This window comes from Idiomarina seosinensis, assembly GCF_003987275.1.
Taxonomy (GTDB): domain Bacteria; phylum Pseudomonadota; class Gammaproteobacteria; order Enterobacterales; family Alteromonadaceae; genus Idiomarina; species Idiomarina seosinensis.
The window spans coordinates 394,107-415,872 of the sequence record NZ_PIQF01000002.1; the positions used below are offsets into that span (position 1 = coordinate 394,107).

Genomic DNA, 21,766 nt, shown 5'->3' on the forward strand with positions numbered 1-21,766 from the left:
CCCTCTCACTGCTATAGGATTATCGAGCGAAACGTTTCCGCACAACTTGGTGCTGACGGGTCAAATACTGTATTGGTGCGCTGAACATGTGTACTAAGCGGGTAAACGGAAAAACTAAGAAAATTGTCATTCCGATAAACACATGCAGCTTAAACACCCACTCAATTATCGGGTTGCTAATAGCCGCCACAGCCTCAACAGGATCCAAGGTAACAATGTTCTGAGCCCACGACATGAGCATCAACATTACCCCTGCTTTTTCACCCTCAGCTCCATATACTACGTGAGAGGTCGAGTAGTAAATTGAGATGAGGCCTAATACTAACTGAAATAACAACAGCCACAGCAACAGAATATCCATTACACTGCTGGTCGCGCGGACCCGGACATTATTCATACGCCGATTAATTAGGATCACCAGGCCGTATAAGCAAATTAATCCAAAAATACCACCGGCAATGATAGCGAGCCATTGCTTGGCTTCGTTACTAACACCCAGTATGTGCCATACCGGCTTAGGTGTTAACAGTCCGACCAGATGACCAAAGAAAATGCCCAGGATACCGATATGGAACGGCAAGCTCCCTTTGCGCAACTGCTTGCTTTCCAGCATTTGACTGGATGACGTTTTCCATGTGTATTGCTCACGGTCATAGCGAATCCAGGTTCCGATAAAGAAGACGGCCAGGGCAATAAAGGGATATACGCCAAAGGCCAACATATTTATATAACTCATGGTACTCTCCTTAAATACCCGATACTTTACGAGGCTGCGACAAGTCGTCCGTATTTAACGGCACATACTGGTCACGACGCTGACCTTCAGATGGCTTATTCTGCGCGGTTGGACAACCTTGCATCTGGTCATTTCCGGTAAAGGTGACCGCCTCTTCTTCCCAAACCTTATCCAACTCTTTCGCCGTATCATCGCGTTTTTCATTAGCAATCTGTTGACGCACATCGTCTAAATCAATTTGAACACCCGAGGCATGCAACAATGTTTCGAACAATAGTGAGTAATTACTTCCTCTTTGATCTAGGCGTGCGGTTAACAACGCTAAAACATGCGCGACTTCTTCCAGACCCAGCCGGGCATTTTCATCGCCTTGAGTCGATAAAAACTCGAGATAAAGCGGAATGTAATCGGGCAGCTCTTTAACGCCCAGTTCCAGACCAGCTTCCTTATACTGGTTGTTCAAATTAACCATCGCCTGACCCCGATCACGCGATTCGCCATGAACATGTTCAAACAACAGTAGTGACAAGGCCCGGCCACGCTCAAATAAGCTGTCATATTCAGACTGCCAATCCATCAAGCTCATTGCACCGCGAGTTTCCAAAAACTCCATCAAGGCGCCTTTGTCACTTTCGGCTAAAGGTGACTGTTGAATGAACGCTTCCAGATCCGCCCGAGCTTCAATAAGCTCGGGTTTCGGGTAATCCAGCAACACTGAGATAACCTGTAGTACTTGCATGCTGATTACTCCTTCATTGTCACTGGGATAACTTGGCGAACAGTCTGCTTCTTCGCGCCAAATAGATTTACGTCGTTGTTACCGTCACTACAGCCGTTGCCAAAACTGAAACCGCAACCACCTTTTATGTCGTACGCATTTTCTGCGTAAGCACGGTGACTGGTTGGAATAACGAAACGATCTTCGTAATCAGCCAGCGCCATATAGCGATACATTTCTTCAACTTGGTTTTTACTAAGCCCAACCTGTTTCAATACATCCAGGTCCTCAACACCATCAACATGCTGTGAGCGCTTGTAGGAACGCATCGCAATCATTCGCTCTAGTGCCCGAACAATCGGCTTCTCGTCCCCTGCGGTCAGCAAGTTTGCTAAGTAGCGCAGTGGGATACGCAGTGATTTAAGATTTGGAATCTCTCCGTCCATACCCACGTGGCCTGCTTCTACGGCACTTTGAATCGGTGATAGCGGTGGCACATACCAAACCATGGGCAGCGTACGATACTCAGGGTGCAGTGGCAGTGCCACTTTCCATTGCATCGCCATCATATAGACTGGCGAACGCTGGGCCGCCTGAATCCAGTTTTCAGCAATGCCTTCTTTGCGTGCCGCTTCCTGTACTTCAGGATCATGCGGGTCAAGGAAGATACCTAACTGCTCTTCGTACAAATCCTGCTCATTAGGCGTATTTGCCGCTTCTTCAATGCGGTCGGCATCATAAAGCAACACACCTAAATAACGGATACGACCAACGCAGGTCTCTGAACAAGTCGTCGGCTGACCCGCTTCAATACGCGGGTAACAGAAAGTACATTTTTCTGACTTACCGGTTTTCCAGTTATAGTAAATCTTCTTGTACGGGCAGCCCGATACACACATCCGCCAGCCACGACACTTGTCTTGGTCAATCAGAACAATACCGTCTTCTTCACGCTTATAAATCGCGCCTGAAGGGCAAGCAGCCACACAAGCCGGATTCAGACAGTGTTCGCACAAACGTGGCAAATACATCATGAAGGTCTTTTCAAACTGACCATACATGTCTTTTTGCACCACATCGTCGAAGTTTTTGTCTTTCTTACGCTTCTCGAATTCGGTACCCAGGATTTCTTCCCAGTTTGGACCCCACTCGACCTTTTCCATCCGCTTGCCGGTGATCAAAGACCGTGGACGCGCAGTTGGCTGGTGCTTGCTCGGCTTAGCCGTATGCAAGTGCTGGTAATCAAAGTCGAACGGCTCGTAATAGTCGTCAATTTCAGGTAAATCCGGGTTACCAAAAATATTGGCCAGCACGCGGCGCTTACTACCAATTTTTAGTTCCAGGTTACCCTTTTTATTGCGCGACCAACCGCCGTTCCATTTGTCCTGGTTTTCCCATTCTTTAGGGAAGCCAATCCCGGGCTTGGTTTCAACATTGTTGAACCAGGCATATTCGACCCCTTCACGCGAGGTCCATACGTTTTTGCAGGTGATGGAGCAAGTATGACAGCCGATACACTTGTCCAAATTCAGCACCATGCCAATTTGAGCTCTTACTTTCATCGTGTTGTCCTCACTCCGATTTATTCAGTATCCAGGAAGTCGACTTTGTCCATCTTGCGGACCACCACGAATTCATCGCGGTTACAGCCTACTGTCCCGTAGTAGTTAAACCCATACGCCTGTTGCGCATAGCCACCAATCATATGAGTTGGCTTCATCACCACGCGAGTCACCGAATTGTGAATACCGCCACGGGTACCGGTTAACTCAGAGCCCGGCATGTTGATGATTCGTTCTTGAGCGTGATACATCATGCTCATGCCTTCTGGCACACGCTGTGAAACCACCGCTCTCGCACAAATTGAGCCGTTCACATTAAAGATTTCCATCCAGTCGTTATCTTCAATGCCTGCCGCCTTAGCATCAATTTCACTTAACCAGACAATGGGTCCACCGCGTGACAGCGTCTGCATCAGCAAGTTGTCAGAGTACGTGCTGTGAATACCCCACTTCTGATGCGGCGTTATCCAGTTCAGTACGATCTCTTTATTACCGTTCTGACGCTTATTCAGCACCGGTGCCACAGTTTTCAGGTTAATTGGCGGTTTATAAGCACAAAGTGTTTCACCAAAGTCACGCATCCACTCATGATCCTGATAGAACTGCTGACGACCGGTGATGGTGCGCCATGGGATAAGCTCATGAACATTGGTATAACCTGCGTTATAGGACACATGCTCGTCTTCCAGACCCGACCAGGTTGGCGAAGAAATAATTTTACGCGGCTGCGCGACAATATCGCGGAAGCGAATCTTTTCTTCTTCCTTTGGCTTGGCAAGATGCGTGTGCTCGCGACCGGTCAACTTACCGAGCGCAGCCCAGGCTTTAACCGCAACATGACCGTTTGTTTCCGGCGCCAGCGATAAGATGGTTTCACACGCATCAATCGCTGATTCAATCTTGGGACGTCCTTGATTAATGCCTTCCTCAACGTGTGTACGATTCAACTTACCGAGAAATTCAACTTCCTCTTTAGTATCCCAGCTAATACCTTTACCGCCGTTACCCAGCTCTTCCAACAGTGGCCCCAACGAGGTGAAACGGTTGTATGTATTCGGGTAATCACGCTCAACCACCGTAATGTTTGGCATGGTTTGGCCTGGAATGGCTTCTACTTCACCCTTCCACCAGGCTTTTCCACCATAAGGCTGGGCCAGTTCACCCGGAGAGTCATGCTGCAGTGGCACGGTGACTACATCTTGTTCAACACCCAAGTGTCCTTCAGTGGCGCGCGAGAACTCTTTCGCGATGCCTTTGAAAATATCCCAGTCACTGCGCGCTTCCCAGACGGGATCGACTGCAGCAGTTAGCGGATGAATAAACGGATGCATATCCGAGGTATTCATGTCGTCTTTCTCGTACCAGGTCGCAGTCGGCAAAACAATGTCTGAATACAGACAAGTCGTCGACATGCGGAAGTCGAGTGTGGTTAGCAGGTCAATCTTACCTTCCGGCGCTTCATCAACCCATTCCACGTCTTCTGGCTTCTTACCGCCAAACTGACCCAGGTCTTTACCGAGTAGACCATGTTTCGTCCCCAGTAAATGCTTCAGCATGTACTCGTGACCTTTACCTGAAGAACCAAGCAGGTTCGAGCGCCAGATAAACATGTTACGCGGGAAGTTTTTAGGATCATCCGGCTGTTCACAAGCAAAACGAACGTTGCCGCTTTTCAGCTGCTCAACCAAATACTCTTTAACCTCTTTACCGGCAGCTTTAGCTGCTTCAACAACGCGTAGTGGGTTTTGACCCAGTTGCGGCGCCGAAGGCAACCAACCCATGCGCTCAGCACGTGTGTTGTAGTCTAAGATGGTGCTCTGCCATTTGTCTTTGTTCGCCAATGGCGAGACAATTTCACTCATATCGAGTTTTTCGTAGCGCCACTGATCCGAATGGTTATAGAAGAACGAGGTACCATTCATATGGCGTGGTGGACGCTGCCAGTCCAGCGCAAAGGCCAGCGGTTGCCAACCCGTCTGCGGCCGCAGTTTTTCCTGCCCAACATAGTGCGCCCAACCGCCACCCGATTTACCGATACAGCCACACATCATTAACATGTTAATCATGCCGCGGTAGCTCATATCCATGTGATACCAGTGGTTAATGCCAGCACCAACGATGATCATCGAACGACCTTTGGTTTTATCTGCGTTACGTCCAAACTCAGTTGCAACACGAATCACATCAGCAGGTTTTACCCCGGTAATATGCTCTTGCCAAGCTGGTGTGTAAGGCACATCATCGGCGTAATCTTTAGCACGATTTTCATCGTTAACGCCGTTGTCCACACCGTATTGAGCCAACATCAGGTCAAATACCGTGGCCACATAAGCGCTTTCGCCGTTTGCCAGTTCAACTTTCTTAACCGGTACTTTGCGGATCTGAATTTCGTCATGGTCCGTGTGCTGGAAGTACTCGTATTCATGCGGAGCGCTGCCAAAGTATGGGAAGCCAACCTCGACCAGTTCATCGCGGCTGTCTTTAAGCGACAATTGCAGATCGACATCGCCATCTTTATCTTTTTGTTCCAGGTTCCATTTGCCGGACTGGCCCCAACGATAGCCAATAGAGCCGTTCGGGCTGGTCAGACGGTTGTCTTTAGCGTTAACAGCAATGGTTTTCCAATCCGGGTTATTTTCTTCACCCAAGTTGTCGACCAGGTCGGCCGCACGCAGGAAACGACCTTGGTTTAGGGCTTTTTCACCAGGCTCCAGCATAACCAGCATCGGCATGTCCGTGTAACGCGTTACATAGTCATGGAAGTACTGGCTTTGCTTATTAATATAAAACTCTTTCAGAATAACGTGACCAAAGGCCATCGCCAGCGCCGAGTCAGTACCCTGGCGAGGTGCTAGCCAGGTATCACCAAACTTAGAAGCTTCTGAATAATCCGGAGTAATTACACAGGTTTTGGTTCCTTTGTAACGGACTTCGGTGAAGAAGTGTGCATCAGGTGTACGAGTCTGCGGTACGTTAGAACCCCAGGCAATAATATAGTTAGAGTTGTACCAGTCAGCAGATTCCGGTACATCTGTTTGTTCACCCCATACCTGCGGCGAGGATGGAGGCAAATCACAATACCAGTCATAGAAACTCAGGCAGTTTGCGCCAATTAATGACAGGTAACGCGCGCCAGCAGCGTAAGACACCATTGACATCGCAGGAATAGGAGAGAAACCACTAATACGGTCTGGACCATATTCTTTGGCGGTATAGACATTCGCCGCCGCGATGATTTCATTCACTTCTTTCCAGTCCGCACGGATAAAGCCACCCATACCACGCGCTTCTTTGTAGCTTTTAGCTTTTTTAGGATCGCTAACAATAGACTCCCAGGCTTTAACAGGGTCTTTGTGTTTTTCTTTAGCTTCGCGCCAAAGCGTCATGAGCTGCTGGCGTACTTTAGGATATTTCAACCGGTTAGCACTGTAGATATACCAAGAGTAGCTAGCCCCGCGAGGACAGCCACGCGGTTCATGGTTCGGCAAATCAGGGCGTGTCCGAGGATAGTCGGTTTGCTGAGTTTCCCAGGTAACCAAACCGTCTTTAACATAAATTTTCCAGCTACAAGACCCGGTACAGTTTACTCCGTGTGTTGAGCGCACGACTTTATCGTGCTGCCAACGCTGGCGGTAGCCTTGTTCCCAGGTACGATCTTGATCAGTGGTCACACCGTGACCATCAGCAAAGGGTTCTTGGCGCGTTTTAAAAAAGCGCAGTTTTTCGAGTAGACGACTCATAATCAGACTCCTAGTCCACGTCTAGCAGGCAATTTGTAATGGATGTCACGGAGTTTGCTGGATAAAGTCCCTTAAAACCAGAGGGTGAAAATGCGTGGGAATCAACAGGAGATAGAAAAAATACCTATTTTGGTAGATGGGGGTAGTTTTTTATCTTATTGAATTAAATGACTTTTTATTTTTTTATTTGATAGTGATTCTTATTAACACAATTGTCGGATAAAAAAGGGGTAGCCCAAAGTTACTTATTCTATTGTGTCTTATTAAATATGCATTAGACTTACATCTATTAACTTAACAAGCAGACGTTGCAGGCCAGTTCAACTGACATGAAGAATACGTCAATTATCAATTTGTTTCGTGTCTCACTCGCGATTATCGTTATTGTCGCCAGCGGGGCTGCGATTACCGGCTTTTTACTACTAGAAAAATCAGAAAAAGATGCTGCTGTCATCAATGCTGCAGGCTCGCACAGAATGCTGGCCTATAAGCTTCTCAGCGCTCACCAGGCCGGTAACAAGGAGTTACAAGACCAAGTAATCACCGATATCAGTGAACGCTGGCAGGATCCACTTTTGACCTTTCACACTAAAGAGCCTGCGTCTAATACTGCAACAACTGCGGTTATCGCCCGGCAACTTTGGCAGCGAATTCAACGCCAACTCGATAGCAGTCAGCAGCTTGAACCAGACTCAATTCATCAATATGTAGACAAACTGCAAAACTTTGTGCGATCTCTGCAACGGCAATCAGAGCAACGCATGACGGTTGTCCGTGGGTCGCTAGCGATTTCCGCATTTATCATTGTCGCCGTGTTCTTTTTCCTGTTAAGCATTTTACGGCGCCGTATAGATGATCCACTCAGTCATTTAATGAGTGTCTGCCGGCGACTCATCCAGGGCGACTTTACCGCTCGTTCTAAAATTGAAAGCAATGACGAAATAGGCCAGCTATCAAAAGCCTTGAATAAGATGTCAGAAACGGTAGGTTATTTTTACGGTGGCTTAGAGCGCAGAGTCGAACAACAAACGGCAGAACTAAGCCGAAAAAACAAAGTATTGTCATTTTTGTATGACACTGCACGTTCAATTATCGTACACAGTTATGATTACTCGAACTATCAAGAAGTTATTGAGAAGCTGCATGATGTCGGCGAAGTTGAGGATATTGAGCTTTGCTTGCTAACCGAAGAGGGAAGCCGCCCCTTCCTGCAGCTTCAACCCCGACCTAATGCAAAAGACCCTTGCAGCGGAGCCAACTGTGCAACTTGTATCAAAGCCGGGCCCGGAGCTTCAATTATTGACGAGCAGCTGGTTTACCGATTTATTCTTAAACGCGAGGAACAAGAGTATGGCGTATTGATTGTTCGCTGTCAGCCAGCACAGCCTTTAGCGGCATGGCAGCAGCAGCTAATGAGCTCTACAGCCGATCAACTGGCGCTATCACAGAGTTTAAAGTCAGAAGAGGAGCAAGTCAGGCGTCTAGCATTGATGCACGAACGTACCGTGATCGCACGCGAACTTCACGACTCTTTGGCTCAGGCCCTGTCTTACCTAAAAATCCAGGTCACTCGTTTACAAAAGGCAGTAGAAAAAGACGACCGCGAGATTATCGATGACGTATCCACTGAGCTTCGCGAAGGCCTTAACTCTGCTTACAAACAATTGCGCGAACTGTTAACCACCTTCAGACTAAAAGTAGATGGATCCGGCCTTTACAGCGCGTTACAAACGACCGTTAAACAGCTGTCTGAACAAGGCAGCTTAACCGTTCACTTAGATTATCGGCTCAATGACATTCCTCTTGCGCCGCACGAGGAAATACATTTACTGCAAATTATTCGCGAAGCCAGTCAAAACGCTGTGAATCACAGTCAAGGCACCGAACTACACATTAGTCTAACCCAGCCAGCAGGCTCTGACATCGAGCTCAGCATCGCTGACGACGGCGTAGGTATTCCGGATAACGCGGAAAAAATTAACCATTATGGTCTTGCTATTATGCAGGAGCGCAGTCGAAATTTAGGGGGAGAATTAAACATGCAGAGACGACCGGAGGGAGGTACTGAGATTGTCTTCCGGTTTACCCCAGATTATTTGCTACAGTAAGTGGATATCAAGGATTATAGAAATCACCGTGTCGGCGAAAGTATAACCAATAATTAGCCAGAAAACCCAGTGAAAAAAAGCCGGTTACTTCAATAAAAATACTATCCACATTGCCGTTTGCAAAAGCCAACCCAAAACGTAGCGGCAAATAAACTGCGCCGATCATAGCAATACTGCCTGCCCAGCTTAAGGCTCGGTTAATGTGGGCCGCGGGAAATATTTTATTGAGGGTTACGACAACCGAGCCATTGCCCATGGCAGAGGTGACTATCAGGCCAACCATACTAATAAAAAATACATCAAAATAACGCATATCCTGTGAAGTTTCAGATAAGCTAATTTGTTGTCCGGCCATCGCCGCAAATAACGCCATTAACAATAAACAGATTTGGGTTACCACAGTGCCGCCAAATAAGGTTCCTAGCCAGTGTCCCAATGGTCTGGAAAGGATCGCCAAAAATGGGGCGATCCATACCAGCATTAGAGTGCTATGACCGTACATCACTTCCAGCACTAACGGGAAGATAAAGCTAAAGCCAATAAAACTGCCTAACGTCATGTTATACAACACACTGCCATACCAAATGTGCCGGTTTTTCGATAGTAATGGCTTTAGTGAAAGTCGGTTTTGAAGCTTAAACGAATAGACAGAAGGTCCCGTCACCCATTGTTTGAGGATAAACAATAAAAATAGAGCAGCTACTACTGTGGGAACTATCGCTAAGGTAATGCCGTCGCCCGCCTCTAGCCGTGAAAAAACATGCCCGCTTGCAACCGTCAAAAACCAATAGCTCTGGTCTATCGGTAACGGTACCATAGTGACTAAAGGCGCCAATAATTGTGCGATAAAGGTGGTCAAAACGATAAGGCCTATAACCCAACCGGCCGGCATCGATTGTCCTGATAGATCAACGGTCGAACCGACCAGACTTAAGTCAAAACCTCGCGAGTAAATAACGCAGCCATAGCCGGAGGCGAAAGCCGCAAAATAGAACCAGGCTATGTCGATTTGCGGTGATAGCATTGTTGTAACACCGATTAAAGCAACCAAAAGCATGGCTAGGCTGTGATACCGCATCAGAACGGTAGACCAATACACACTTGCCAAGGTACCTAGCAACCGCGAACATACCGCTCCGCTACCGGCACATAGCAGTAAATAAAAGCCCTCAGTAACGGTCAAATAACTCGTTTTATAGAGCAGCACCACTAATACCGGCCAACTCGCCCAGTAGCTAGCGCCAACGATTAATTGCAGCCAAGTGAATCGACTTTCTCTATTCAAAATAGTAGGTTCCGATGCTGTTTACACACGTTTCTATTGGTTTATTAACTGTGCTATCTGGCTCAATGTTTAACAAATGATTTTATGTATTAGTAATTGATTTTTATGGGGTAATGGGCTACCCATAAAGGGGTATTTTGAATGTATTTTGTGCCCAATTATGGCACCCTGTGTAGTGACTAATTAAGTTTAAATGGAGAAGACCAATGGCCACCGAAGCAGCGACTATTATGCTAGTCGATGATCACCCCTTGTTGCGCAAAGGGCTAAAGCAACTGATTGCCCTAGAGGATGACATGCAAGTCGTTGCCGAAGCCAGCAACGGCCAGGATGCATTGCGACTCGCGCCCGAATATGACCCTGACCTGATTGTGTTAGATCTCAACATGCAGGGTATGGACGGCATCGAAACGCTCAAAAAGTTGCGTGATGCAGGCGTAACCTCACGTATTATTATGCTGACAGTAAGTGACGCAGACGATGATGTGGTCGCAGCTATTACTAACGGGGCTGATGGCTATCTGTTAAAGGATATGGAACCAGAACAATTGCTTGAGCAAATACATCGCGCGGTTACCGGTAAGATGGTATTGAGCGAAGCGATTACCGAAATTCTGGCAACCGCCTTACGGCAACCTGCAAAAACTCCATCCTCCCAATTAAGCTCTTTAACCAATCGCGAGTACGAGATTCTGAGTTTAATCGCTAAAGGAATGAGCAATAAAGTCATTGCCCGCGAACTGGATATATCTGATGGCACGGTCAAAGTTCATGTTAAACATTTATTGAAAAAACTAGGCTTACGGTCACGTGTTGAAGCCGCGGTATGGATGGTCAACCAGCAAGGGGAGAACTAATGAGCAATATGATATCTGTCCATGACGCAATAACTCGCATGCTTGATCAGGTTGAAAGCCCCTCAGTTCAATACCAACAGGTTTCATTAAATCAGGCTTTAGATCGTATCTGCGCTAAAGATATTACTTCCCCTATCGACGTACCAGGGCACGATAATTCGGCCATGGATGGTTACGCGGTAAACGCCAGCAATTTAAATGTTGGCGATACACTAAAAGTCGTTGGTGCATCTGCTGCCGGCCACCCTTTTAGTGATCAAATAGGGTCCGGCGAATGTGTCCGAATAATGACCGGCGCTACCATTCCAGAGGGCTTGGACGCAGTGGTTATCCAGGAAAACACGGCGATAGACAACGAGGCCGGAACAATCACTCTGCAAAGTCCGGTTTCGGCTGGCGATAATATTCGTTTACAGGGAGCCGATGTGCGCAAGAACAGTACCGTTATTGCCGCCGGCTCTCGCTTATCGACAATTGATATTGGCTTATTAGGCTCTTTGGGAATTGCCGAGGTTCCGGTTCAACCGCAGCTATCGGTTGCTATTTTTTCAACCGGTGATGAGCTGGTGGCTCCAGGAAGTCCGTTAGAAACCGGTCAGATATATGACTCAAACCGCTACCTTATAGACGCTATGCTGCAACGCCTTAGTATTAAGGTTATCGATTTCGGCCATTTGCCCGATGATTTGGAGCAAATAAAGGGCGCCCTGGTAGAGGCCTCTGAACAGTGTGATGCCATCATTACCAGTGGTGGTGTTTCTGTTGGCGATACTGACCATACCAAACAAGCACTGGAAGCGCTGGGGGAAATTGGTTTTTGGAAAGTTGCAATGAAACCCGGAAAGCCTTTTGCCTTCGGACAGCTGAACAGAGCTTGGTTTTTTGGTCTACCGGGTAATCCCGTTGCTGCGGCAGTTACTATGGATCAGTTAGTTCAGCCGGTATTAGCAAAACTTGCCGGTGAGAGTTTTAATCAAGGAAACGCTCTGCAAGTGTCAGCGGCTGAGTCTTTAAAGAAACGTGCAGGCCGGGCAGACTTTCAACGCGGTTACTTTGAACAAACGACAGACGGACAGTTAACCGTAAAAAGCGCCGGGTCGCAGAGTTCAGGGGTGCTAAGCACCATGAAATCTGCAAACTGCTTTATTTATTTAGAGCGCGAACGGGAAAGTGTTAACCGTTCGGAAACCGTCTCTATCTTGCCATTCTCCAGGTTATTCTCTTAACCCTTAATGTAGAGCGGCTGCTTTAAAGGCCGCGTAGACGCAGTAGCCGGCTCTTAAATTGAGCCGCTCTATCGATGCTTTGGTAACTAGCGCTCTCAATTGCTGCTCACCTACAGCGAGCTCTACGACCATTTCTGCATCATGTTGCGCGCGTTCAAAACCTACTATTTGGGCACGCACCTGATTGTTTAACGAGGTATTTTTTAACGGTCCGGTAGCCAGACTAACATCCCGCGCCCACACCAATAGCCTTTTCGAATCTGAGTTAGCTGGTAACCCTGTCGTTGGTAGCCACAGCGTTTGCTGCCCAAGTTGCCAAGCCAACAATCCGTCTTTCTGGTTGTTATCACCAGGTGATATACTTAACACCGAAAGCGGTCCCTCATCGTGCAACGACAATTGACCCACTTGTTGTTGTAAGGTCCCCGTCGATAAGAGCTTCCCTTCACGCATAATCACCACTTCATCGGCCAGTTGTACCACTTCATCAACATGGTGCGACACCAACAATATCGGCAACGCAAACCGCTGCTGAATACGTTTTAGATCCGCCATGATCTGCGATTTTGCTGCTTGGTCCAGGCCGTTCATCGGCTCATCCAGCAATAGCAGTTGTGGTTGCGACAACAACGCTCTCGCAATAGCAACCCGTTGCTGCTGCCCTCCGGATAGTTGGGCAGGTTTACGCTGCATAAATGGTTGCAAAGATAATAACTCGATAATGTCTTCAAACTGCATGGCACAGGCTTTTAACACGCTTGCTCTAGGCATTCCGTAACGTAGATTCGCCTCAACGGTTTTGGTGGTAAACAGGTGAGGCTGCTGAAACACTAGTGCAATACCTCGCTGCTCTGTCTTAACGATACGTTCCTGCGCATGCCAAATATTATTTTGCCAACACACCGTTCCTCTTAAGCCAGGCTCAAGTCCAGCAATACTTCTTAGCAAGGTGCTCTTGCCACAACCAGATGGGCCGAAAATCGCTGTCACTTTATGCGCAGCAAACTGATGCGCTAATTGCAGCCTGAAATCCCCCCGTTGTAATTCAATATCAACGTGCAACATAACGGGCTCCCCCCGTTGGCCTTTTTTGCCAAGTGTAAACGGCCATCAGCACTACAAATGAGAAAAGCAGTAATCCAAGTGAAAGGTTTTCAGCAGCCTGGTAATTCATCGCTTCGGCATGGTCATAGATTAGGACAGATAGCACCTGCGTTTCGCCGGGTATGCTGCCACCCAACATTAGGATGACGCCAAATTCACCCAAAGTGTGAGCAAAGCTTAACGTCGCCGCGATCAAGAACCCTCCTTGGCAGGATGGTACCACTATGGTCCAGAACCTTCGCCACCAGCCGGCTCCAAGAGTAGCCGCAACGTCCAGTTGACCCTGACTGATTTGTCGAAATGACTCTGTTAATGGTTGCACCGCAAACGGCAACGAGTACAAAATTGAACCAATAAGAATGCCTTCAAAGCTAAACGCCAGATGCTGCAACCCGAGTGATTCAAGTGTTGCGCCAACAAAGCCCTCAGGGCCTAGCCAAATTAATAGATAAAAACCCAACACCGTCGGCGGCAATACTAAAGGCAGGGCAACTATCGCCTGTACCGGCGCACTTAACCAACTGCGCTGACGTGCTAACCACCAAGCCAGTGGAGTTGCTATAACCAGCAAAATCAAGGTGGTATAACCCCCCAATTGTAAGGTTAATGTCACTGCCTGCCAGTCGCTACTATCCATTAGTTTTTCACCCGCTCTGGCTCAATACCGTAATGACGTTTTACCTCATCGAATTCTTGTCTTTGTACAAAACGGCTAAACTCATTGGCTAAATTCTTATCTTTAGCTGACTTAAGTACAGCATGCGCCTGGCGAAGCAATGCCTCATTTTCTAGGGCGATTCGATACATTCGCGTTTCGCTTTGCTGCTCTAACGGGATAACAGATAACGCGACAAAACCAAAATCGGCTGCTCCTGAATGCACCATGTGCACGGCCTGAGCTACATTCTCACTGTAGACAAGGTTGGGCTGTATCTGATGATAAATGTGCTGCTGTTCCAAATAGCCTTTTGCGGCCTGGCCAAACGGCGCATGCTTTGGTTGCGCTATAGCCACTCGTTGCTGCTGCAGGAGTTTAACGAGATCTGTCTCGGCCGTTAATTGAGCTTCAGACTTTGACCATAATACCAACTGGCCGTAACCATCAGTAACTACCTCACCAGCAAGCAGATCGTTGTCGCTCAACGCTTTAAGGTAAGCCATATTCGCAGAAAAAATCAGGTCAAACGGAGCTCCGCGTATTATCTGCGTCGCGAGTTTTCCGGATGAACCAAACACGAAACGAACCTGGTGTTGCTGCCGCTGTTCGAACTGCTGCGCGAGATGGTTTAACAGGGGCCGGTAGCTTGACGCTGCCGCAATAGTAAGTTCCGCAGCACTTAACCCAGGAGTCAATAACATCAATAACAATAATAGGCGCTTCACCCGACTACTCCTGCCAGCGTTCTGCAGCTTGCTGATCCGATGCTTTTGCAGCTACCCAAGATGGTTCGCCATGAACGCTATGCTCCTTTTTCCAAAACGGCGCCCGTGTCTTTAAATAATCCATAATAAAATTGGCTGCCTCAAATGCCGCCAGACGATGAGCACTAGCAACGCCAACAAACACAATTTGTTCGTTAACCTTAAGGTATCCAACACGATGGATAACCGTTACCGCATGTAACGGCCAGCGTGCCTTAGCGACATCGACAATATTAGACAATGCCTTTTCGGTCATCCCAGGGTAATGTTCCAGCTCCAGCCCGAGCAGCTGTCCTTCCTCGTCTCGCACTAAACCACTAAAGGTAACCACCGCTCCACTGGCATGCCCATCATTCAGCTGCCTATATTCTGCTTCCAAATCGAAATCTTCGGTCTGGACTTTGATACGCTTTAGCACTGCCCTAGCCTCCCGTTACCGGCGGGAATAGCGCTAATTCATCGCCTTCTTTTACCACCGTCGAGTGATCAGCAAACTCTTGGTTAACCGCACATAACAAATCATAGCGTGATAACTCTTTATGCCAGAGCTGAGACTGCTGTTTTAACTGCTCAACGACTTCACTAACCGATTTTGGTTGCTCTAACGGTAACTGCATCCGGTCGCTGCTCAGGCGCTCTCTTAAAACCGCAAAAAATTTAATCGTCAACATAATTAGACTCCATTAGCGTCATCAAACTGCCAGTGCCCGCGCTTACCACCCTTTTTCTCAAGCAAATGCGTAGCATTTATCACCATGCCAGGATCTACCGCCTTGCACATATCGTAGAGTGTCAGCGCAGCGACAGACGCAGCGGTCAGTGCTTCCATCTCAACGCCGGTATTGCCGTTAACTTTGCATTCTGTGGTGATTCGGATACTGCCTTTTTCTTCGCATACTTCGAAATCGACCGAAACACCGGTGAGCGCCAGCGGATGACACAGTGGAATCAGATCACTGCAGCGTTTAGCCGCCATAATTCCTGCAATCCGAGCGGTCGCCAATACATCGCCTTTTTTATCCGCGGCCTTTTGTAACAGCTGCAATACGTCGGAGCGCGTTTCAAGCGTGCTGGTTGCTTTGGCAACACGCTCTGTTATCGACTTACTGCCAACATCGACCATGTGCGCAGCGCCTTCCTCGTTGACATGAGTAAGTTCATTCATTAAGCACCCCCTTTCAGTAAATGGCCGACGAAATTACATGGTCCCTGACGCGAATCCAGCTGCGGCTTTAATAGTTGATTCCAGGCCAACTGAGCCGCTCCACCTGAGCCTGGTACTGCCGCAATAAATGTTCTATTGGTAATCCCCGCAAAGGCTCTGGACTGCAGCGATGACGAGCCAATATCCTCATAGGAAAGCATCCGGAACAGTTCTCCAAAACCATCGACTTTTGCATCCAATAACGGCTCTATAGCCGCTTGAGTGACATTATCCGGGGCAAAGCCAGTACCGCCATTAGTCAACACCACGTCAATCTCATCAGCAGCAATAAGTTGGCATACTGCGGCTCTTATTAGGTGTTGGTTATGTACAATAACCTCTCGGTGAGCAACGTTATGCCCTGCTTGCTCGGCCCATTGCTGTATCGCGTCTCCGGTCGAATCATTGCTGCTATCCCGCTTATCCGAAAAAGTTAGCACTGCTATATTTAATGCTTTGAATGATTTATTCGCTGCCATTTATAAAATTCCTTGCTCTTCAGATTCTTTAACACTCTGCCACTGCGCTGGAGTATTGGTGTTCATTAAAAGCGATGGTTGTTCTGCGGTTAGCTCTACACTGTTCAAATATCGTAATAACGAGCGTATCGAAAGATCCGAATCGGAGGTGGTTAAACGTGTCTGCAGATAATCAATAGTTAACGAACTACAGGGCAGCACACAAGGCAACGCCGATACCTGATAACAGGCCGCCCTGTTTGACTGAGAAGGTGCGATAAGTCGCTTTAATGTCGGAACGTTCAACTTGGGCATATCAACAGGCACGATCAGCACTTGTTGCACCGTTTGAGATTTCAACGTTATTAACTGCTTAAGCCCGGCATGAATGCCGCCTAATGGGCCTTGTTCTGGATATTCATCAGCAATCCCGCCAAATTTCTCAGCACACACGATAATAGGATTACAGCCAACGGTCTCCAGTACTCGGCGAGTCCGTTCTAGCAATGTGGTTCCATGAATACGAAGTTGAGCCTTATCCTCGCCCATACGGGAGGACTTACCGCCGGCTAGCAGCAATGCCGCAATGTCTGACATCGCGGCTACCCTCCAATCATCGCGAGATTACGGGTTGCTCCGCTATTGCCGTCATGCAATCCATGAGTCGCTTCTTTAAACAACACATTGTTTTGCAATGCCTGCATCAACGGTTCGGGATCGTCGCTTTGTAGGTAATCCCTTATATCCTGATGTTTTTCAGTAAATAAACAGAGGAAAAGCTGACCCCGGCTAGATACACGAAGACGGTTGCAATCATCACAAAAATCGCGGCTGTAAGGCATAATCAAACCCATTTGGCCCGCATAGTCAGGATGAGAAAACTCCTGCGCCGGCCCATCGTTATTGGCCCTTTGTTGCTGGCTCCAGCCTTCGGCTAATAAGCGCTGTTTTATATTTTCACCACTAAAGTGGTGTTTATTATAGTAAGCGACGTTATCTGAGGTTCTCATTAATTCGATGAAACGCAGAGCCACATTACGCTGTTTTATAAAGTCCAGAAATTGAGGTAGCTCGCCACCATTGTATTGGCGTAGTAAAACGGTATTCACTTTTACTTTAGCGAAGTCCATTGCCACCGCTTGATCAATTCCCTCAATTATTTGCTCTAGCTTATTTTGGCCGGTAATTAAATGGAACGTCGAAGGATCCAGACTATCGATGCTAACGTTTATCGCATCAACACCAGCCGCCTTCCAGTCCGGTAAATCGCGCTGCAGTCGATAGCCATTTGTTGTTATGGCTACTTTCTCGATACCAGGCACTGACTTGCAGGTTTCGATAACTTCGGTTAAGTCACGCCGCAAACAAGGTTCGCCACCGGTTAGTCGAATTTTTGTGGTGCCTAACTTAGCGAAGGCTGTTACCAACCGGCGAATTTCGGGCACAGTAATTTCGTGTTTCCGAGAACTACAATCCGGTCCATCCGGTAAGCAATAGTCACAGCGGAAGTTACAGCTTTCTGTAAGAGATAAGCGTAAATACGTAAAGCGCCGCGCAAATCGGTCTTGCAACGTTTTCATAATTGTCACCTTTCCAGGGTCGGGAGGTGAGACCGTTTCCAGTCGCACCCGGTGGTCTGGCTTGACCACGGCTCACGGTTCGTATCTTTCTTAGAAAAGACGTAGATCCCGTCGCTCGGCGAATGTGGAACTCAGAATACGCAGCAAAACGACTGAACGAAATTCCCTTGAATGGGGGGGTGAGATACCTAATCAGGGGTAGTTAACATGAGGGAACATTGACCCAAATCAAGTTTTTATTAGCCTGACTTTGATAATCTCTGCGCGAATTTTCAACAATACTGATCTAGGTCAACCTGTACATGGACTCATACCGGAAACCTGAATTGCTCTGCCCAGCTGGCAACCCCGATGCTATGAAGATTGCGTTCGCATACGGAGCCGACGCAGTCTACGCTGGTGAACCCCGTTATAGCCTGCGCGTGCGTAATAACTCTTTTACGATGGATAATATGGGCGAAGCCATTGATTACGCACATCAGCTGGGTAAACGATTTTATGTCGTCGTCAATATTGCCCCGCATAACTCTAAACTCACTCATTTTGTTGAGCATATGGGCAAAATTATAGAACTAGCTCCAGATGCTCTCATCGTTTCTGATCCCGGTGTGATTTTATTGTTGCGCGAACATTATCCAGACCAGTCATTACACCTTTCAGTACAAGCCAATACGATTAATTGGGCCGCATTAAAATTTTGGCAAACTCAAGGCATAGAGCGAGTCATTCTGTCTCGTGAGCTGGCCATTAAAGAGATTGCAGAAATGCGTCAGCAAGTGCCCGAGCTAGAGCTTGAGGTGTTTGTTCATGGTGCTTTATGCATGGCGTATTCAGGGCGCTGTTTGCTTTCCGGTTATATGAATAAGCGCGATCCAAACCAAGGCGCCTGCACCAATGCCTGCCGCTGGGGGTATGAAGTTCACGAAGCAACAGCCGACGAAGTGGGTCAATATGTCCCGACACAACAAGACCTGGACCCGGTGCTGCTGGGGGACCCCAAACGCCCTGAGGACTTGATGCTGCTGGATGAAGATATGCACGGCAGTTATATTATGAATTCGAAAGACTTACGTGCTGTGGACTTGGTCGAAGATTTAGTCAAACTGGGTGTTCATTCTCTAAAAATAGAGGGGCGCACTAAATCCGACTATTATGTTGCTCGCACCGCCCAGGTTTACCGTCAGGCGATAGACGACGCTGCAGCCGGTAAACCGTTTAATACAAGCCTGTTGAACGATCTTAATGGCATGGCCAATCGCGGGTTTACTCATGGTTTTTTACAACGCCATAGCGCACAGGACTTACAAAACTATCAGCGGTCTCACAGCGAAGGTGAGCAGCTGTTAGTTGGCCAGCTAATACGCGCTATTGAACCCAATCGTTACCTGGTCAATGTAAAGAATGGCTTTGCAGTGGGCGATTCAGTCTTGTTAATGACGCCTTCAGGCAATCAGTCATTTGAAATCGCCGAGCTACATGACGAAAAAGACAATCAGGTCATTCGTGCGCCAGGGTCGGGTTATCAGGTAATAGTGCGAACCCCTTCGCCGATTGCCGAGGATGATATTCCGTACTCTCTTCTCATTAAACAATAAGTGGTTAAACAGTGAGCAAGTCGATATGATAGTCATAAATGAAGATTGTATTAATTGTGACATGTGCGTTCCAGAATGCCCGGTCGAAGCGATTGATATGGGCTCGGAACACTATGAGATCAATCAGTCGGCTTGTGTTGAATGCGAAGGCTATTATGACCAGCCAAGTTGCTATGCGGTTTGTCCGGTCGATGCCGTTGATCTAACCTCAGACTAGGGTGAATTCTCATGCACACAACCAATAAATCAAAACCTGAGGTAGCCATGCGCAACCCAATCCAATGTAATCATTGCAGTATGCAGTCGATTTGTGTACCGGCAGGTCTGGTCTCGAGCGATGTTGAACTGCTCGACAAAAGCAGCCGCGAACCTCATGTTTATAATAAACGGACGATGGTTTACAGCCCAGACCAACCGATGCATTCTTTGTTTGCGATCAAAAGCGGTTCGGTAAAATGCTATACCATAGACAGTGAAGGTAAACAGCAAATCACCAGTTTCCATTTGGCTGGCGATATCATTGGTATGGAGTCGATAGCGCGTGGTGCCGCAGTCACTTACTGCGAAGCACTGGAGACATCAATGCTGTGTGAAATTAAGTTGAGTCGCTTATTTGCACAAAATTTTACCGGTGTTGACAAAAATCTACTGCAACTATTAAGTAAGCGTTTAGGGCAGCGCAATTCGCATTACCTTAATGTGGTGAATACCACAGCAGAGCAAAGAGTCGCCTCATTTATTATGGCAATTAGTGACCACTTTGCCGAGCATGGATTTTCCCGCAGCGAGTTCCGTTTACCAATGACTCGAACCGATATAGCCAATTATCTGGGTCTGGCGGTCGAGACCGTTAGCCGAATTTTTACCTCGTTAAAGCAACAAGGTGTAATTGACACACAACAGTCGATATTAACGATAAAGAATACACCCGCACTGGAGAAGTTAATCGCTTAGTGCGCTTAGTACCTAACAACAAAGCCGGAGAGCTCAATGTCACAACCCGCATTTAACTGGCAAGATCCACTCAACATGAACTCATTACTGAGTGACGAAGAACGCATGGTACAAGACAGTGCCTACCAGTACGCTCAGAAAAATTTGATGCCCCGGGTTCTCGACGCTAATCGCCATGAGCATTTTCATCGTGAAATAATGACTGAGCTTGGCGAAATGGGTCTGTTAGGCGCTACATTACCAGAAGAATATGGCGGGGCTGGCGTTAATCATGTCTGTTACGGATTAATTGCTCGCGAAATTGAGCGCGTAGACAGCGGTTATCGTAGCGCCATGAGTGTCCAGTCTTCGTTAGTGATGCATCCTATTTATTCATTCGGTAACGAACAACAAAAACAGAAATATTTACCCAAATTGGCGACCGGCGAGTGGGTTGGTTGTTTTGGCCTCACCGAACCGGATGCCGGCTCTGATCCTGCCAGTATGCGCACTGTTGCCCGCAAAACTAATGACGGTTACGTGTTAAGCGGCAGCAAAATGTGGATCACTAACTCTCCCATTGCCGATGTTTTTGTTGTTTGGGCAAAACTTGATGGTGAAATACGCGGGTTTATCTTAGAAAAAGGCATGAAAGGACTTAGCGCTCCCAAAATAGAGGGAAAATTCTCGTTACGAGCCTCTATTACCGGCGAAATTGTGATGGACGAAGTTGAGGTATCAGAGGCACACCTTATGCCCAATGTCAGTGGTCTCAAAGGCCCATTCAGCTGTCTTAACAAAGCTCGTTATGGGATTGCCTGGGGATCGATGGGGGCTGCCGAGTTCTGTTGGCACGCGGCGCGACAATATACATTGGAACGCCACCAGTTCGGTCGCCCGTTAGCCGCCAATCAGTTAATTCAAAAGAAGCTGGCTGATATGCAAACTGACATTAGCCTGGGCCTACTGGCCGCTTTGCAAGCGGGTCGCGAGCTGGATAAGGGCAGTCTTAATAGCACCGCTATTTCATTGATTAAACGCAACAATTGCGGAAAGGCACTGGATGTTGCTCGCCAGGCCCGTGACATGCACGGCGGTAATGGCATTGCCGACGAATATCACGTTATCCGCCACGTGATGAACCTAGAGGCTGTCAATACTTACGAGGGCACACATGACGTCCACGCGTTAATTCTAGGCCGCGCTCAAACTGACATCGCTGCTTTTTAAAACAACAT

General features: G+C 47.7%; 21 protein-coding genes and 1 riboswitch. Of the genes, 7 read left to right on the top strand and 14 right to left on the bottom strand.

Annotation, left to right across the window (positions count from 1 at the left end; genetic code table 11):
• Window positions 1-19: 19 nt before the first annotated feature.
• The 4 genes from narI to CWI81_RS08240 are packed head-to-tail and all read right to left on the bottom strand — an operon-like array spanning window position 20 to window position 6,756.
• Window positions 20-736 carry a respiratory nitrate reductase subunit gamma gene (gene narI, locus CWI81_RS08225; protein ID WP_126784822.1) on the bottom strand — a complete coding sequence of 239 codons (717 nt, stop codon included), beginning with the start codon at window positions 734-736 and terminating at the stop codon, window positions 20-22.
• Between the two features lie 10 nt (window positions 737-746).
• Window positions 747-1,475 (bottom strand): nitrate reductase molybdenum cofactor assembly chaperone, encoded by a 729-nt coding sequence (gene narJ, locus CWI81_RS08230; RefSeq protein ID WP_126784823.1) that lies wholly within the window; start codon window positions 1,473-1,475, stop codon window positions 747-749.
• Between the two features lie 5 nt (window positions 1,476-1,480).
• On the bottom strand, window positions 1,481-3,016 hold the full coding sequence (narH, locus tag CWI81_RS08235) for a nitrate reductase subunit beta (RefSeq protein ID WP_126784824.1): 1,536 nt from the start codon (window positions 3,014-3,016) through the stop codon (window positions 1,481-1,483).
• A gap of 20 nt (window positions 3,017-3,036) precedes the next feature.
• A complete protein-coding gene (locus CWI81_RS08240; protein WP_126784825.1) occupies window positions 3,037-6,756 on the bottom strand; it encodes a nitrate reductase subunit alpha in 3,720 nt (1,239 codons plus the stop codon).
• Between the two features lie 329 nt (window positions 6,757-7,085).
• On the opposite strand from CWI81_RS08240, the gene CWI81_RS08245 reads away from it, so the two are divergent.
• Window positions 7,086-8,864, top strand: coding sequence for an ATP-binding protein (locus CWI81_RS08245; protein WP_126784826.1), 1,779 nt, complete (start codon window positions 7,086-7,088; stop codon window positions 8,862-8,864).
• 7 nt (window positions 8,865-8,871) lie between these two features.
• On the opposite strand, the gene CWI81_RS08250 is transcribed toward CWI81_RS08245, so the two are convergent.
• Window positions 8,872-10,149, bottom strand: a complete 1,278-nt coding sequence (locus tag CWI81_RS08250; RefSeq protein ID WP_126784827.1) for an MFS transporter — start codon at window positions 10,147-10,149, stop codon at window positions 8,872-8,874.
• A 206-nt stretch (window positions 10,150-10,355) separates the two neighbouring features.
• On the opposite strand from CWI81_RS08250, the gene narL reads away from it, so the two are divergent.
• A complete protein-coding gene (gene narL / locus CWI81_RS08255) occupies window positions 10,356-11,006 on the top strand; it encodes a two-component system response regulator NarL (protein ID WP_126784828.1) in 651 nt (216 codons plus the stop codon).
• Window positions 11,006-12,232, top strand: coding sequence for a molybdopterin molybdotransferase MoeA (gene moeA / locus CWI81_RS08260; protein WP_126784829.1), 1,227 nt, complete (start codon window positions 11,006-11,008; stop codon window positions 12,230-12,232). The genes narL and moeA overlap by 1 nt, the downstream gene beginning before the upstream one ends.
• 3 nt (window positions 12,233-12,235) lie before the next feature.
• Here the strand turns inward: moeA and modC are convergent, their stop codons facing one another.
• The 9 genes from modC to moaA all read right to left on the bottom strand — a co-directional run bounded on the left by modC (window position 12,236) and on the right by moaA (window position 18,000).
• Window positions 12,236-13,297 (bottom strand): molybdenum ABC transporter ATP-binding protein, encoded by a 1,062-nt coding sequence (modC, locus tag CWI81_RS08265; protein WP_126784830.1) that lies wholly within the window; start codon window positions 13,295-13,297, stop codon window positions 12,236-12,238.
• The gene (gene modB, locus CWI81_RS08270) at window positions 13,284-13,973 is read right to left on the bottom strand and encodes a molybdate ABC transporter permease subunit (RefSeq protein WP_126784831.1); all 690 of its coding nucleotides are present in this window, start codon (window positions 13,971-13,973) and stop codon (window positions 13,284-13,286) included. The genes modC and modB overlap by 14 nt, the downstream gene beginning before the upstream one ends.
• Entirely contained in the window at window positions 13,973-14,719 is a 747-nt protein-coding gene (gene modA, locus CWI81_RS08275) for a molybdate ABC transporter substrate-binding protein (RefSeq protein ID WP_126784832.1), read from the bottom strand. The genes modB and modA overlap by 1 nt, the downstream gene beginning before the upstream one ends.
• Window positions 14,720-14,723: 4 nt before the next feature.
• Entirely contained in the window at window positions 14,724-15,176 is a 453-nt protein-coding gene (gene moaE, locus CWI81_RS08280) for a molybdopterin synthase catalytic subunit MoaE (RefSeq protein WP_126784833.1), read from the bottom strand.
• Window positions 15,177-15,180: 4 nt separating this feature from the next.
• Window positions 15,181-15,429: a MoaD/ThiS family protein gene (locus CWI81_RS08285; RefSeq protein ID WP_126784834.1), complete on the bottom strand. Its 249-nt coding sequence runs from the start codon at window positions 15,427-15,429 to the stop codon at window positions 15,181-15,183.
• Window positions 15,430-15,431: 2 nt separating this feature from the next.
• A complete protein-coding gene (gene moaC / locus CWI81_RS08290; RefSeq protein ID WP_126784835.1) occupies window positions 15,432-15,923 on the bottom strand; it encodes a cyclic pyranopterin monophosphate synthase MoaC in 492 nt (163 codons plus the stop codon).
• Window positions 15,923-16,441: a molybdenum cofactor synthesis domain-containing protein gene (locus tag CWI81_RS08295; protein ID WP_126784836.1), complete on the bottom strand. Its 519-nt coding sequence runs from the start codon at window positions 16,439-16,441 to the stop codon at window positions 15,923-15,925. Before CWI81_RS08295 ends, moaC begins: the two co-directional genes overlap by 1 nt.
• Window positions 16,442-17,017: a molybdenum cofactor guanylyltransferase gene (gene mobA / locus CWI81_RS08300; RefSeq protein ID WP_126784837.1), complete on the bottom strand. Its 576-nt coding sequence runs from the start codon at window positions 17,015-17,017 to the stop codon at window positions 16,442-16,444.
• 5 nt (window positions 17,018-17,022) lie between these two features.
• Window positions 17,023-18,000: a GTP 3',8-cyclase MoaA gene (gene moaA / locus CWI81_RS08305; RefSeq protein ID WP_126784838.1), complete on the bottom strand. Its 978-nt coding sequence runs from the start codon at window positions 17,998-18,000 to the stop codon at window positions 17,023-17,025.
• A riboswitch (molybdenum cofactor riboswitch) is annotated at window positions 17,991-18,133 on the bottom strand. (Overlaps the previous gene by 10 nt.)
• Window positions 18,134-18,302: 169 nt before the next feature.
• On the opposite strand from moaA, the gene trhP reads away from it, so the two are divergent.
• Genes trhP through CWI81_RS08325 form a run of 4 tightly spaced genes read left to right on the top strand, consistent with a single transcriptional unit; the run spans window position 18,303 to window position 21,758 of the window.
• Complete coding sequence (gene trhP / locus CWI81_RS08310) at window positions 18,303-19,595, top strand: prephenate-dependent tRNA uridine(34) hydroxylase TrhP (protein ID WP_126784839.1); 1,293 nt, start codon at window positions 18,303-18,305, stop codon at window positions 19,593-19,595.
• Window positions 19,596-19,620: 25 nt separating this feature from the next.
• Complete coding sequence (locus CWI81_RS08315) at window positions 19,621-19,812, top strand: 4Fe-4S binding protein (protein ID WP_126784840.1); 192 nt, start codon at window positions 19,621-19,623, stop codon at window positions 19,810-19,812.
• A gap of 11 nt (window positions 19,813-19,823) precedes the next feature.
• Window positions 19,824-20,549 (top strand): helix-turn-helix domain-containing protein, encoded by a 726-nt coding sequence (locus tag CWI81_RS08320; protein WP_241970394.1) that lies wholly within the window; start codon window positions 19,824-19,826, stop codon window positions 20,547-20,549.
• Window positions 20,550-20,585: 36 nt separating this feature from the next.
• A complete protein-coding gene (locus CWI81_RS08325; protein ID WP_126784841.1) occupies window positions 20,586-21,758 on the top strand; it encodes an acyl-CoA dehydrogenase in 1,173 nt (390 codons plus the stop codon).
• The last annotated feature ends 8 nt before the right edge of the window (window positions 21,759-21,766 follow it).

Excerpts from the sequence above, each read along its gene's own strand:
- narI (WP_126784822.1), bottom strand. The coding sequence starts at position 736 with ATGAGTTATATAAATATGTTGGCCTTTGGCGTATATCCCTTTATTGCC.
- narJ (WP_126784823.1), bottom strand. The coding sequence starts at position 1,475 with ATGCAAGTACTACAGGTTATCTCAGTGTTGCTGGATTACCCGAAACCC.
- narH (WP_126784824.1), bottom strand. The coding sequence starts at position 3,016 with ATGAAAGTAAGAGCTCAAATTGGCATGGTGCTGAATTTGGACAAGTGT.
- CWI81_RS08240 (WP_126784825.1), bottom strand. The coding sequence starts at position 6,756 with ATGAGTCGTCTACTCGAAAAACTGCGCTTTTTTAAAACGCGCCAAGAA.
- CWI81_RS08245 (WP_126784826.1), top strand. The coding sequence starts at position 7,086 with ATGAAGAATACGTCAATTATCAATTTGTTTCGTGTCTCACTCGCGATT.
- narL (WP_126784828.1), top strand. The coding sequence starts at position 10,356 with ATGGCCACCGAAGCAGCGACTATTATGCTAGTCGATGATCACCCCTTG.
- moeA (WP_126784829.1), top strand. The coding sequence starts at position 11,006 with ATGAGCAATATGATATCTGTCCATGACGCAATAACTCGCATGCTTGAT.
- modC (WP_126784830.1), bottom strand. The coding sequence starts at position 13,297 with ATGTTGCACGTTGATATTGAATTACAACGGGGGGATTTCAGGCTGCAA.
- modB (WP_126784831.1), bottom strand. The coding sequence starts at position 13,973 with ATGGATAGTAGCGACTGGCAGGCAGTGACATTAACCTTACAATTGGGG.
- CWI81_RS08285 (WP_126784834.1), bottom strand. The coding sequence starts at position 15,429 with ATGTTGACGATTAAATTTTTTGCGGTTTTAAGAGAGCGCCTGAGCAGC.
- moaC (WP_126784835.1), bottom strand. The coding sequence starts at position 15,923 with ATGAATGAACTTACTCATGTCAACGAGGAAGGCGCTGCGCACATGGTC.
- CWI81_RS08295 (WP_126784836.1), bottom strand. The coding sequence starts at position 16,441 with ATGGCAGCGAATAAATCATTCAAAGCATTAAATATAGCAGTGCTAACT.
- mobA (WP_126784837.1), bottom strand. The coding sequence starts at position 17,017 with ATGTCAGACATTGCGGCATTGCTGCTAGCCGGCGGTAAGTCCTCCCGT.
- moaA (WP_126784838.1), bottom strand. The coding sequence starts at position 18,000 with ATGAAAACGTTGCAAGACCGATTTGCGCGGCGCTTTACGTATTTACGC.
- trhP (WP_126784839.1), top strand. The coding sequence starts at position 18,303 with ATGGACTCATACCGGAAACCTGAATTGCTCTGCCCAGCTGGCAACCCC.
- CWI81_RS08315 (WP_126784840.1), top strand. The coding sequence starts at position 19,621 with ATGATAGTCATAAATGAAGATTGTATTAATTGTGACATGTGCGTTCCA.
- CWI81_RS08320 (WP_241970394.1), top strand. The coding sequence starts at position 19,824 with ATGCACACAACCAATAAATCAAAACCTGAGGTAGCCATGCGCAACCCA.
- CWI81_RS08325 (WP_126784841.1), top strand. The coding sequence starts at position 20,586 with ATGTCACAACCCGCATTTAACTGGCAAGATCCACTCAACATGAACTCA.